The following is an 11,934-nucleotide window of genomic DNA, read 5'->3' as shown; positions in this document are numbered from 1 at the left end:
GGAGTCACCCTGGCGAGACTAGCCGACCACTATCTGGACACCGCCGCGAGCTTCCGCACCGTCTGGATCAGCTGGTTGGGGTCGAACGGCTTGGTCACGTAGGCGTCCACGCCGATCTCGTCCCCCCGCCGCACATCATGCTCCTGCGCCCGCGCCGTGATCATCACGACCCTGATGTGCGCCGTCCCGGGATCCTCCCTGAGCCGGACCGCCGTCACCCACCCGTCCAGCCGCGGCATCATCACGTCCAGCGTGATCACGTCCGGCCGGACCTCGCCCACCTTCTCCAGGCAGTCCTGACCGTCCACCGCGGTCGACACCTCGAACCCCTCCAGTTGCAGGTTCACGGCGATGAGCTGGCGGATCACCTCGTCATCATCGACGACCAGCACGCGTCCCAGTGGCTCGGTCACGGCCTCGAAGTTAGCCCACTCCACCCCCCTGACGCACGGCGAACCTCCCCGTACGCGTCACCCCGCCAACCCTGGTAGCCTCATACCGCGTCGCGCCCCCTTAGCTCAGGGGATAGAGCAACGGCCTCCGGAGCCGTGTGCGCAGGTTCGAATCCTGCAGGGGGCACCTCTCTGAGACCAGCGAAATCACCTCGCTGACCAGCACAGACACCAAAGAACCGGGCGGGACCTCAGTCCAACTGAGTCCCGCCCGTTCTCACTGTCTAGCGGTGTCCGCGAGAGACCCACGAGAGAGACACGAGAGTCTCTCGCTCCCCACCGCTCTCTCGTGCCACCCTTGCGCGGCAGAGCCTTTGCAAGCTCCTCCACTACGAGTCCACATGACCGGCAAAACCACGCACATCCACCCCAAAGCAACGTGTGGTGATTTACCGCCTTTGTCATAGGTCTTGGTTACGCTGCCGAGCGTGGATGATCTCTTCGCAGAGACCTTTGACCTTCAGCGCGCATGGTCGGCCAAGAACACGCCTGAGATGCAGCGACGAGGCGTGATCATCCGAACGGAGATTCCCGAGCGGATCCGCAACCACGTCGAGACGATCGCAGCGGAGACGGGCACGACAGTCTCTGACCTCGGCGTTGAAGGCAGGGACGGGACGGGCCTCAAGACGGAAATTCCATGGGTGCGCGTCTTCTCGCGCAGCGCCGCACCACGTGCCACGACAGGTTGGTACGTCGTCTACCTCTTCAGCGCCAGCGGTGACCGGGTCTACCTGTAACTCAACCAGGGCACGACCACATGGACGGGGAAGGATTTCGCTCCCAGGAAGCTCACGGAGATCAAGGCACGGGTCGCTTGGGCGCGCCCTCTCGTGGCAGCTCTCCTAGCCGAACGTGACGACCTCCATGACTCCATCGAGCTCGACGCCCTCAAATCTCAGCTAGGGCCGGGGTACGAAGCCGGCAACGTTACGGCGATTGAGTACCGCCGTGGCTCGCTGCCGAGCGAAGCCACCCTCATCGAAGACCTTCTCTACATGTCCAGGCTCCTTGGGGAGATCTACAGGGGCGAGAAGAGGGCTTCGTACGTTCCTGGAGACACTCCACCTGAGGTCATCGAGGCCGAAGAGGCGTCAGCCAGAGCGGCCCGTCGCAGGAAAGTCCGTTCCAAAGGGCAGGGGATCCGCCTCAATGCTGACGAACGCCGCATCTTGGAGCAGCACAGCGTCAACATGGCGACAAAGTACTTCCGAGATCAAGGTTGGTCGGTGAAGGACGTCGGAGCGAAAGAGTCCTACGACCTCTTCCTGAGGAGGGACGACCAACGGCTTCACGTCGAGGTGAAGGGCACCACGTCAACAGGGGCGCAGGTCGTTCTCACTCGCCCTGAAGTCGAGACTCAGCGCAAGCTGGCCCCGGCCAACGCCCTCGTCGTTGTTCATTCGATCGACCTGGACCGGGCGTCAACACCTCCAGTAGCCAGCGGAGGGATTCTCTGCTGCACAAGCCCTTGGCGCATCGAGGAAGAAGATCTAACCGTCGTCTCCTACGTCTACAAGACAGGGCTGTGACGTACCCACTGCCCTCTTGAGACAGAGCCCTACAAGGAGCGGGACGGGTTGCGATGCCCGCCCCGCTCCCGATCTCATTCGTTGTCCTCAAGCCTCCGTTCGATGCACCGGTTGATGTTGTCCTCTTGGCCGTCCAGGCAACCGGCGTAGCGCTTGAGCAGCACTTCTACCGAGTTGCCCGCACGCTTGGCCACGTCCGCCGGCGAGACGCCAGCGTTGAGCCACGTGCTCAGGGCAGCGTGACGCAGGTCGTACGGGCGCCCGGCAAGCGGCGATTCGACCTGGGCGGGCGGGAACGCGAGTTGGCGGGCTTCCTCCCATGCGCGCGAGTAGGTTGAGGCCCCGAGGATGCCGCCGCGCTCGTTGCGGAACAGGCGCCCGTCCTCGGCCATGCCGAACTCCTCGATGTGCGCCTTGAGGATGGTCACGAGGGACGGCGGGATCGGCACAATGCGGGCAGCCTTGAGGGACCGCTGTTTTAGCCCTCGCCGCTCGTGGCGCTCGCCGTCGTCCGTCCACCTCTTGGAGGTGACTGGGAGCGTCTGAGTGAGCGTCAGACGGCCCCATCCAGCCTCTGGTAGGTAGCAGTCGTTCTCTCGCAGCGCCACGCACTCCGCCGGCCGTAGACCGGCGTAGTAGAGCGTCGCGAAAAACGCCACGAGCCGGCGACCTCGGCCCCGTCCCCACGAGCCGACGTAGCTCAGCGCCGTAAGGAGGTCGCGGGCCTGCGCGTGCGTGATGACGACGCGAGGATCTACCTCGCCCTGCCGGGCCTCATGTGTCCGTCCCGCGGCCTTGAGCGGGTTGTCGGAGGGTTCGCCGAGTTCCATGGCGTACACCACGGCGGTATTGAGCCCTCGCCGACACCGGTTGTAGGTGTCCGTCGCCACGCGCTTGCCCGTGAGCGTGAGTGTGAGCCGCTTCTCTACCTGGCGGACCACGTGCGGGTCGGCGAGCGCCTTGAGCGGCAACGAGCGCTCTCGGAGCCACCTCAAGCCGCTGGTTAACTCGTCCGGCACGTCGGCGCCCTCGTTGGCCGGAGTGACGGCCCAGAGAAATGCTCTCCGTAGTGCCTGGTAACTCGGCCGGTCGCGCCCGTCCTCCACCATGGCAAGGGTCGCCGTCGCGAGGCTGTCCGTGAGGGAGTCGCGGGTCTTGGCCGCGGCGCCGTCCCACCGAACGCCGACGTACGCCTTGCAGAACTCGAACCAGGTGCGCGCAGTCGCAACCTTGAGCATGGACGTCGGCAGGCCGGTGGCCGCGTCGAATTCCTCGCCGCGCGTCATGGCCTGAATGAGGTCCGAGCGGAACCCATCCGCGAGCGCGAACGTGGCGAACGTGACGGTGCAGACCTCGCCGGCGACGACCCATCGGACCATGTGCGGGCGTGTCTTGCTCTTGGCTTTCCCGATTTTCCACGGGCGCCGCACGTCGCGCGTCCGCCCCTTACTTCCGGAAATCCCTCGCCGCCCAGGGCGCGATTCCTCCCCCGTGCTCACGCGGCCTCCTCAAGCTGGCAGAGCCAGCGCTCAAGGACGGACCGGCGTATCCGAACGTCCCCGTTCGGGTATTTGATGCTGCGAGGCGCCTTGCCGAGCTGGCGCCACCGGTAGAACGTCGCGCGCGGGACGCCGAGTTCGGCAATCACCTCGGAGATCGTGAGCAATTCGTCTTTGCGTGCCACGGTGGGCTACTCCTCCTTGAGTGTCGTTCTCTAACCCGATGGATTGCTTGGCGGCTGTGCACCGGGCCAGACAGAGCGCTACGAGTCGTCGGCCTCCCTTCGGCTAGAAGTGCGGAACCTCCGGAACCTGCGGAACCACCGCAGGTCGTAGAGGGTGTGGCGAGTTCCGATGGACGGTCAGGGTTCCGGAACCGGCGGAACCTACGGCGCTCGCTCGGTTCCCCCGGTTCCGGAACCGCCGCGCCCGCCGGAACCCCGTTCATGGGTCGTGAGCTGGACGGGTTCCGGAGGTTCCGTAGGTTCCGGTTCCTCAGCCGAGGTGGCAGGGAGGTACCGCGCCCACGCATCGGCGAGGTGATCGGAGCGATGCCCCATAAGCGAACGGCCGTCGATTTTCACCTTGACCGGCGAAACGTCGTACTGCGAGAGCAGCCGAGAAAGCCCACGACTGTCGAGGGGTACGCCTTTCAATTCAGCCCAGGGGGCATCTTCGATGCTGTGGAGCCGCTCAAGAACTTTTTCCGTGAAGAGAGCGCGAGCGCCGGCGAATATTCGGTGCAGGTCCATCAAGAGCCGAATTCCGAGACTCACACCGCGCTCGGCACCCTGCTTTACGAGATACACGCATGCCTCGCGAGCGCGTTCCGGCCAGTCTCCCCCGGCAGCGTCGGCGATGGCCAAGAGCGGTTCCCAGACGTCCGCCGGGCGGTCGGTGATTCCGGGCGGCATTTCGGGCCATGCGTCGCCGAGCCGCTCGGCTTGAGTGGCGACCCAATCGGCGAGCATCGCGCGAATCTTCCAGCCTTCCGGCTCGTGAACGCGTGCTCGGTACGGCTCCACACGTTCGTGCGGCGCACGGCGGCGCATGCGAACGATGACGGACCTCGTAAGGATCGTGTCCGGCAGGTTGCCGAGTCCCGCGAGCGCCACGGCAGCGAACGCCGGAAACTCCTGTACGCCTTGATTCGTTCCTTCGCCTACACAGCGGTAGGCGACGCCGGCGCGCCGGTGTCCGGCGTTCAGCAGTCCCCGTAGATCCTCGTTGTCCTTGGCTTTCGGGCCGAACACGGTGTCTATCTCGTCAAAGAGCACGGTCGGCCGGCGCTCGCGGTTACCCACCGATCGGTAGAGCGCGGCGGCGCTGCGTTGACGGCATGCATGGGGAAGGGCACCAGCAGCGCGAGGATTTCGAGCGCTCGCGTCTTGCCCGATCCGGGCTCAGGCGAGAGGAACGCCAAACGCGGCGTCGAGTCAAACGCGTCGATGATGTGGGCATGCGCGGCCCACAGCGCCATGGCGTTATATGCCGCCTGACTGGGCAGCACGCAGAACCGAGTGATGAAGTCGTGAGCTGCATTGAGCGCGGCCACGCCCTCCCTGTCGGCCGCAGTGGTCGCGCCGTGGTCGCTGTGAGTCGCGTCGGTCATGCTGCGCCCCTCCTGGTGATGTCGCGCGGGTTCCGCTTGCCCGCTTCGATGGCGCACCGGATCGTGGCCTGCGCTTCGCTGGGTCGGACGTCATCTCGCGACGGTCCGAGATGGACGCTCGCGGCGTCGTACAGAGCGCCCGTCGCGATGTCTTCCGGCAGGACGCCGGCGGCGATGATCCGGCCGAGGTTGTACGCGGCCTTATTCAGCGCCCGATTGCGTCCACCGCCTCAGCGCTCGCCACCCGATCCGCTTCCGCCTTGAGTGCCGCTTGTGCGTAAGCGTCAAGGTCACCGACTTGCGCGGACTGAAGGCAGGCACTCAAGGCGGGAGTGGGGACGGGGGCGGGTTTGAGTAGGCCGGTGAGCCACTCGGGTAGCGGGATCGGGGCAACGCTGTGAACGACCTCGTACGATCCGGCTCCGTCCGGCAGATCGACGTAGCTACCAGGGCCGACGACGTATCCACCATGCGCGCGGGTGTCGATCTTCCAGCCCAGAGCACGCGGCGACTTGCCCGCCGTGTTGGTCAACCGAACCTCGGTCGGCGCTTGGAAGTACAGTTGCCATCCACCTCGCCGAGTCCGCACGGTGAACGTCTCGAACGGGAACGCTTCGCCCTGCCGCCCGCACAGCACGGCGAACGCGTCCGCTCCGTTGTTGACACCGGCCATGTCCCACTCGGGCGGCGGGTGCTCACCGGGCTTGGGAACGTCCAGGTCGATGACCACGAGACCGGAGGGGCCGCAGGCAATACCGACGTTGTACTGAGCACGGGACCAGCACGCGCGAATACGCGCCGGATCGGTAGCGCGCAGGTACCGGCGGTTCTGCTCGGTCAGCAACGATGCGCGGGCGGTGTCACCGGCGCGTACGCGCCGGGCCAGGTCGGTCCACGTGGTGGGCGCCTGGTCCAGATCGATCGGCTCCAGGCCGCGTTCGGTGCGCACATGGTGCTCCAGCCAGCGCAGGTGCCCGCTCAAGCGCCGCAGGTCGGCACGCAGCGCGGCGGGCTGGTCGTCGTGGTCGTCGGCGCGCTCGTCCAGCCGTTCGAGCTGGCCGCGCAGTTCCTCCAGCCGGTGGTCATTCTCCAGCTCATACAGCCTTTCGGCATGTTCCTGGCTGACGGTGCTGTTCAGCTGGTCCAGCCTGCGACGCAGGTCCGCCACATCGTCGGCGAGGTCATCGAGGTCGTCGGCGGCGGCGACGTGAGTGACGGAGTAGGTCACGATCGTGCCCCTTCCCGGGCGGCGTGGCCCGCACCAGTGGGGGCGGTCTGGCTGCGAGTCTTGGCGTTGCCGGCCGAGCTGTCTTTGACCAGAGCGGTGCACATCGGACGGGCGAACGCCACCAGAACGACGATCGCCATCCCCCACAACGAGGACACCTGCAGGATCATCACGACCGTCACGCCGACGGCCGCGCCCATCAAGAACGCGGCGTGCGCCTGGCGGGCCAACGGCACGTACGGGCCGTCGATGCGGGGGTCCACTTGGTCGTAGTGTGCGCCGAACGCCACAACCAGCGCGACGATCGCCAGCAGAATCGTCGGCAGCAGCCAGGCGCGGGCCGGCCAGCCGAACGCCGCCGGCGCCGCGGCGATGGCGGCGAGCGTGGCCGCTACCAGCGCCCAACGCGACGCCCAGGCGTTGCGGCGCTGCCGCGCCTGCCGCCGCACCCGATCGCGCAGCTGATCCTCGGCGGTCAACAGCTGCTCAGTCGCGGTACAGATCGCGTCGGCCAGCGCGACGTGTTCGTCGCTGCCTGGTTCGCGTCAACTTCATGTCCGGGCACAGGGTGCCGACGAGCCGGTGGTCGTCGCCCAGGTCGTACCGGGCGTCCATGCCGGCGAGCGGGTCGGCGACGTACTGGTGGGCGTCGAGGTCCATCAGGTCGGAGAACATCTCCCACAGCGCCCTCGTCTGCGGGCCGGGTCGCATCAGAGCTCCTGTCGGGCTGGTGGGGCGGATCCGTGGCGACCGGGTGGTGCGGCTGCCGAAGCCCTCGATCAAGGAGTACGCCCTGGCCTGTCCCCAGGGCGGGCGACCGCCGAAGCACGGCAAGGAGTTCCGCTTCGCCAACCCCGAGACCTGGCCCGAGGCGGCGATCACCACCGTCAGCGACACCACCAACTACGGCAAGACCGAAGCCCAGGCGTGGGACCGGGTCCACCCGAGGCCTGGCAGAGCGTGCCGGTCGGCCCATCGCGCCCGCGCCCGTTGCCATCGGTTCGGAGGCGGAGGCCCTGTCGGCGGCGGGGGCGCAGGCGGTGCAGACACACGATCACGGTGGGGGACGTATCGCCCGCCTGGCTGGCGAACGGCAGCCTCCACAACGGCACTTGGCATGACGTCTCTGTTGGAGCGCCGGGCCTCGGTGTACGCGCCGACGAGTGGAACGGTTGTCTCTGCGCAACCGGACCTTGAAGAAGATCGCCGCACCAAGAGTCGCGGGCTGCCAGTGCTTGATCTGGCGCAACTCCGCATTGGAGAGAGTTGAAGTGTCTACATCCTCCAGCGAGGACAGGAGTTCCGCCGCAGTCAGAGAGTGACCGGCATCGTGTCATCGGTCGAGCGCATTCAGGGATTCTCACACCGGTACACAACATGGATCCACGGGCGACGAGAGCCATATGCGACAGCGTCGGCCGTCGAGCATCCGTCCGGCCTCTGCACCGCGACGGTTTAAGGACGGGTTCTAACGTTCGTCTCAGGTTCGCTCGGTAGGAAGTAGGCATCCAGGTAAGCGATGCAACCCGTATGTAGGAGGCTAGTGATGGCAGTCGACGCAGCGCCGTCAGGGGAAGCGCCGCCCGGGCGGTTGAGGTTCGGGGCGGCCACCAGGGCGCTGGCGACGACCTTCACTGTCGCCGCCCACGGGTCGCACGCCGACCACAGTGCGGCGCCCGCCGCGACCGGCCCGCACAGCGCGCACGCGGGCGGGTTGTCAGCTCCACCACAGCCGCTGCGCGCCGGCGAGCGGTTCCTCCACCTGACAAACACCTGAAGAGAGACTGACATGAAGTCCATGGGACGCCGCGGCTTTCTAGCCGCTACCACGGCACTTGGCGCTGGTGCCGGCTTGTCCGCGTATGCCGCCGTTTCGGCAGCGGACGGGAACAAGACTCCGGACAAGACTCCGGACATTGCATCGCGAGACCGGGACCTGCCCTTCATCGGCACAGAGGAGACCTTTTCGACTCCCACGTTGTTGAAGCTGAACTCCATCAATCAGGATCACATAGCGTTCCTTGAGGAAATTGGTCTTTCGGATCTAGGCCAACGCCGCATCGGCGATATGGATGCGGGGGGACTCAACGTTCAAATCCTCTCTGCTCATACACCCTCCGTACAAAATGTCCCCGGGCAAAGGGGCATCGACCTTGCCTATCGTCTTAACCGGCAACTTGTAGACGGGCCGATCACCAAATATCCGGGCCGCTTCAAGGCTTTCGCCACCTTGCCCTTGCAGAGCCCGGAGGCGGCGGCGGACGAACTGGAACGCTCGGTTCGGGAAGATGGCTTCTTGGGTGCACTGACCAACGGACACATCGCGAAGAAGTATCTCGATCATCCTGATTTCGAGCCTGTGCTGGCACGTGCCGTTGCTCTCGATGTGCCGATCTACCTGCATCCCGGCTATCCAGCTGACGAGGTCTTCAAGATCTACTACAGCACCACACGGTCTAAATACACGGAAGAGTACCAAGACTACATTTTCAGTGGGTCTGGATATGGCTGGCACCAGGAGGTGCTGACCCAATGCATTCGGATGATCGCGTACGGGGTTTTCGACAGATTCCCCAAACTGAAGATCATCATCGGCCATATGGGCGAAGGGCTTCCCTTCTACTACAAGCGGATCATCAATGACATGGGCGAGCCGACCGAAGACTCGCTCGAGAAGCCCTTCGGGCAATACTTTCAGGACAACTTCTGGGTCACAACCAGCGCATTCCCTCAGACCGAACTGCTCGATCTCCTGCTGAAGTACATAAGCGTGGATCGAGTGATGTTCGCAACCGACTACCCGTTCGCGGACATAAAGGAGCAGACCGACTGGTTCCGCGGAGTCGATTTGCCACGCGAAGCCAAGGAAAAGATTGCGTTCCGAAATGCAGAGAAACTGTTCAGAATGAAAGTGCCCGTGAAGTGACGCGCCAGCGTCGGCAGAAGTGGAGAATGCTTTGGCTGTAAGGCGAGAGTACAGCCAAAGTATGCGATGCGCGGCTGCCGCATCACGCGGTCTTCATGCAACGTTGATCCTGGCTCTGCTGGTTGATGGCTGCCGCTCGCCTCATCGGGGAAGCTTCGCGGTGCGTTCGGGGTGAGCCGCAGTGATGTACCGCATTGCGGACTGCGAGGAGATACCGAACAGGCGCATCAGGTGCAGCGGGTCGTCGACCTCGAATGCCTCGTCGCGGATCCGGTCCTGCCGTAGCGTCTGCATCGTGAGTCCGGTGGGCCGGAAGACGTCGGTGAACGTGGTGCCGATGGGCGAGTGAGTGGTGTCTACCGCGGTCCATCGGTTGATCAGCAAATGCGGGTTGGTGGTCACTGGCCAGCGGCGGTGACGTTCGCGGAGCCACGCGGAGGCGCAGCGGTAGGTGAGTTCGTCCAGGTAGATGATGTGCCGTTTGCCAGGGCACCGGACGATGAGGCGCTCACGGGACAGGTCGAGGTCGGTGAGCAGCAGGTGGCGGATGTCGGTGCCGCTGAGCGCATCGAAGGCGGGATCTTGTTGATCCCGGCGAAGACGAGGCCACGGGTGGGATCGCGGAAGATCACGCCCTTTTGCCGAAGGGCCCGGAAGACATTCCGCAGGACGATGTGGATCGAACGGGCCAGCGTCCCCTCGCGGGTGGCGATGGCCCTTTTGACGTCGTCACGGATGATCTCGCGCAGGCTCTCGACGCCGTCCACGAGCCGGTCCTTGAGGTCGTGGGCTTGGAGGTTGGACTTTTCAGGCTCTCCTCCAAGGGCGCTGTAACCGAGCGAACAGACTTATGGGAGTTCTCAGAAGACCTATGAGTCGCCGCAGGGATTGTATGAAGGCGACACCAGCATGGACCGTGTCCTCACCGCCTACACCTCCGCCACCGAGCGACCCTCACAAACTGTCACTGCCTCACGGAATTTGAGCCAGATCCCGAGAAGCAGGAACGTATTACGTGTGTTCGGGTGCCTGTCCTGTCTCAGGGAAGGCTGCCCAGTGGGGCTTGTTGAACTGGGCGGGCCAGTTGTCAGAGTGCTCCCAGTCCTGGCAGGCGGTTCACGGGTTGTTTCGATGCCGGCAACGCAACGGCACCCGAGCGCGAATCCAGGCCGCCATGCGGCCCGGGCTGATGCGGCCCCGGGCTGATTTCCTGGTATGTAAACGTTCTGAGCGCATACGTCCTGTCTCGGGGTGAGGTGACGACTGCCGATTGCACTGGGCGGTCCTCTCCAACGACGACCTCCGCGACTTCATCGTTCGTCACTTCGGCTCCATGCAAGAGACCGCCAACACCCGCACCACTTCGAGTACATTTCGCGGGCTCGGTTCTCCTTTGACTCTCTGGACCGGTTCCGCCGAAGACCCTGTGGTCACTACTGGACGATGACGCCAAGGCTTATGTCCGTGCAGGTGAGAGTACATAGGCTGTGGCGGTTTCGGCGCCTGGCCCACTTGACCGGGCTTGTCGAGATCGAGTCACACACGCGCGTGCCGGCTGGATAGGGAACTCACAGGCCGCGCAGCAGTGCCTGTTTGGCGGTGGCGAACTCCTCGTCATTGACGATGCCCTCTTTGTGCAGCTCGCCCAACTCGCGCAGCCGCCGCAACAGGGTGTCGTGATCGTGGGCCGGAGCCTCCCGCACGTGAGGCTCGGGGGCGGCGATAGCGGGCGGTGCGGCTTGGACTGCGGGTGCGGACGGGTGCGGCAGATGGGCGACCACGGCGGCCGCCACCAGCGCCGTCAGCCCACCCTCCTTTTGTATGCCCCAGGCGAGGCATTGCGGGTCGTTTTCCGCCGTCTGCCCGGAGTCGCCCGCCCTAAGCCGAAAACGCAGGAAGCCGTAGCCCATCCCCGACTGGGGTGCCCACTCCACTCCCGCGATGTCGGCGAGGTCGAACAACTGTGGCCCGGCTCCTTCCTTGCGTGAACTGGCCATCCAGTTCCACTCCAGGCGCACCCGTTCGCCGTCGAACGATGCCGTGCCGTCCCCCGCCGAAGCGCTCACCGGCACCGGCGGCCCGGGCATGAGGAACCGATCGCAGGGCCCGTCCGGCACCTGTTCGAGCAGGAGCGAGTGGCGGATTTCCTCCACTAGGTATTCGGCGGCGTCCGTCCGGCCCGCGTCGATCGACAGCCGGTAGGGGTCGGCGGCAGAGTCGGTGAGCGCGTTTCCGACGACCTGGCTGAACGGGTCCGCTCCGGCGCGCAGGCGGAGGCGTAGCCAGCCGCTCTTGCGTCCCGGTTCGAAGACCACGCCGGCGATCGCCTCGACCGGCACCACGAGCTCACCCATCGCCTTGCGCAGTTTGTGCACACCCCGCTCACGGGCTGGGACGATGCGCAGTATCTCGCCGTCGAACGTCCATTTGCCTTCGCGCGAAATGGCCTCCATGAACCAAAATCGTAGTACGCGCGGCGCTGGCGGAGGAGAACGACATCGAGCGCCGCGCGAGCCATCCCCACGTTCGCAGCAAGCCTCTGCTGCAGGCTCGATGAGGCGCCCGAAGCTCCTGATGGTTGCAGATCCGGCTGTGGTGATCGATCTGTCCGCCAAGAGCTTCTCAGCTTCCGGGAGTGAATCGTCAACCCGCGATCACGCCGTGGCCCGCGTATCCTCCTGCACA

The 11,934-nt window shown here is 65.2% G+C and carries 14 protein-coding genes, 1 tRNA gene and 1 pseudogene; 5 read left to right on the top strand and 11 right to left on the bottom strand.

All coding sequences use genetic code 11. The features are described from left to right. Nucleotides 1-29 precede the first annotated feature (29 nt). The gene (locus BM339_RS43535; RefSeq protein ID WP_024935199.1) at nt 30-392 is read right to left on the bottom strand and encodes a response regulator transcription factor; all 363 of its coding nucleotides are present in this window, start codon (nt 390-392) and stop codon (nt 30-32) included. 115 nt (nt 393-507) lie between these two features. Here BM339_RS43535 and BM339_RS43530 point away from each other — a divergent pair. From BM339_RS43530 to BM339_RS43520, 3 genes and pseudogenes are all read left to right on the top strand, one after another. Beyond that, nucleotides 508-579 (top strand) — tRNA-Arg (locus BM339_RS43530). Between the two features lie 367 nt (nt 580-946). After that, nucleotides 947-1,447: pseudogene (locus BM339_RS52090) on the top strand (MrcB family domain-containing protein); the annotation flags it as partial. A 3-nt stretch (nt 1,448-1,450) separates the two neighbouring features. Then, nucleotides 1,451-1,984, top strand: a complete 534-nt coding sequence (locus tag BM339_RS43520; RefSeq protein WP_220126761.1) for a protein NO VEIN domain-containing protein — start codon at nt 1,451-1,453, stop codon at nt 1,982-1,984. A 74-nt stretch (nt 1,985-2,058) separates the two neighbouring features. Here the strand turns inward: BM339_RS43520 and BM339_RS43515 are convergent, their stop codons facing one another. The 7 genes from BM339_RS43515 to BM339_RS50435 form a co-directional block, all read right to left on the bottom strand. Next, nucleotides 2,059-3,483 carry a tyrosine-type recombinase/integrase gene (locus BM339_RS43515; RefSeq protein WP_244938717.1) on the bottom strand — a complete coding sequence of 475 codons (1,425 nt, stop codon included), beginning with the start codon at nt 3,481-3,483 and terminating at the stop codon, nt 2,059-2,061. After that, nucleotides 3,480-3,668, bottom strand: coding sequence for a helix-turn-helix transcriptional regulator (locus BM339_RS43510; RefSeq protein WP_075024635.1), 189 nt, complete (start codon nt 3,666-3,668; stop codon nt 3,480-3,482). Before BM339_RS43510 ends, BM339_RS43515 begins: the two co-directional genes overlap by 4 nt. A 201-nt stretch (nt 3,669-3,869) precedes the next feature. Beyond that, a complete protein-coding gene (locus BM339_RS48260; protein ID WP_244938718.1) occupies nt 3,870-4,760 on the bottom strand; it encodes a DUF3631 domain-containing protein in 891 nt (296 codons plus the stop codon). Beyond that, on the bottom strand, nt 4,742-5,095 hold the full coding sequence (locus tag BM339_RS52085) for a hypothetical protein (protein WP_075024633.1): 354 nt from the start codon (nt 5,093-5,095) through the stop codon (nt 4,742-4,744). Before BM339_RS52085 ends, BM339_RS48260 begins: the two co-directional genes overlap by 19 nt. Before the next feature lie 205 nt (nt 5,096-5,300). After that, nucleotides 5,301-6,323: a bifunctional DNA primase/polymerase gene (locus BM339_RS43495; RefSeq protein WP_075024632.1), complete on the bottom strand. Its 1,023-nt coding sequence runs from the start codon at nt 6,321-6,323 to the stop codon at nt 5,301-5,303. Beyond that, complete coding sequence (locus tag BM339_RS49335) at nt 6,320-6,802, bottom strand: hypothetical protein (protein ID WP_075024631.1); 483 nt, start codon at nt 6,800-6,802, stop codon at nt 6,320-6,322. Before BM339_RS49335 ends, BM339_RS43495 begins: the two co-directional genes overlap by 4 nt. Before the next feature lie 7 nt (nt 6,803-6,809). Next, nucleotides 6,810-7,034, bottom strand: a complete 225-nt coding sequence (locus BM339_RS50435; RefSeq protein ID WP_177287917.1) for a hypothetical protein — start codon at nt 7,032-7,034, stop codon at nt 6,810-6,812. An 835-nt stretch (nt 7,035-7,869) separates the two neighbouring features. Here BM339_RS50435 and BM339_RS49330 point away from each other — a divergent pair. Next, a complete protein-coding gene (locus BM339_RS49330; protein WP_143118828.1) occupies nt 7,870-8,100 on the top strand; it encodes a hypothetical protein in 231 nt (76 codons plus the stop codon). Nucleotides 8,101-8,112: 12 nt separating this feature from the next. After that, nucleotides 8,113-9,249, top strand: a complete 1,137-nt coding sequence (locus BM339_RS43480; protein ID WP_024935196.1) for an amidohydrolase family protein — start codon at nt 8,113-8,115, stop codon at nt 9,247-9,249. A 141-nt stretch (nt 9,250-9,390) separates the two neighbouring features. Here BM339_RS43480 and BM339_RS43475 read toward each other — a convergent pair whose 3' ends face one another. The 3 genes from BM339_RS43475 to BM339_RS43465 all read right to left on the bottom strand — a co-directional run bounded on the left by BM339_RS43475 (nt 9,391) and on the right by BM339_RS43465 (nt 11,702). Continuing rightward, nucleotides 9,391-9,651 carry a hypothetical protein gene (locus BM339_RS43475; protein ID WP_218163915.1) on the bottom strand — a complete coding sequence of 87 codons (261 nt, stop codon included), beginning with the start codon at nt 9,649-9,651 and terminating at the stop codon, nt 9,391-9,393. Further along, the gene (locus BM339_RS49325; protein ID WP_143118827.1) at nt 9,648-10,016 is read right to left on the bottom strand and encodes a hypothetical protein; all 369 of its coding nucleotides are present in this window, start codon (nt 10,014-10,016) and stop codon (nt 9,648-9,650) included. The genes BM339_RS43475 and BM339_RS49325 overlap by 4 nt, the downstream gene beginning before the upstream one ends. Nucleotides 10,017-10,817: 801 nt before the next feature. Next, nucleotides 10,818-11,702: a DUF4429 domain-containing protein gene (locus BM339_RS43465; RefSeq protein WP_075024629.1), complete on the bottom strand. Its 885-nt coding sequence runs from the start codon at nt 11,700-11,702 to the stop codon at nt 10,818-10,820. Nucleotides 11,703-11,934: the final 232 nt, after the last annotated feature.

Origin of the sequence: Actinomadura madurae, assembly GCF_900115095.1 — a bacterium.
Taxonomy (GTDB): Bacteria; Actinomycetota; Actinomycetes; order Streptosporangiales; family Streptosporangiaceae; genus Spirillospora; species Spirillospora madurae.
This window is presented reverse-complemented; position numbering and strand designations above follow the sequence as displayed.

Bases quoted from the DNA above. Each gene is read 5' to 3' on its own strand.
- BM339_RS43520 (WP_220126761.1), top strand. From the start codon at position 1,451: ATGTCCAGGCTCCTTGGGGAGATCTACAGGGGCGAGAAGAGGGCTTCG.
- BM339_RS52085 (WP_075024633.1), bottom strand. From the start codon at position 5,095: ATGACCGACGCGACTCACAGCGACCACGGCGCGACCACTGCGGCCGAC.
- BM339_RS50435 (WP_177287917.1), bottom strand. From the start codon at position 7,034: ATGCGACCCGGCCCGCAGACGAGGGCGCTGTGGGAGATGTTCTCCGAC.
- BM339_RS49330 (WP_143118828.1), top strand. From the start codon at position 7,870: ATGGCAGTCGACGCAGCGCCGTCAGGGGAAGCGCCGCCCGGGCGGTTG.
- BM339_RS43480 (WP_024935196.1), top strand. From the start codon at position 8,113: ATGAAGTCCATGGGACGCCGCGGCTTTCTAGCCGCTACCACGGCACTT.
- BM339_RS43465 (WP_075024629.1), bottom strand. From the start codon at position 11,702: ATGGAGGCCATTTCGCGCGAAGGCAAATGGACGTTCGACGGCGAGATA.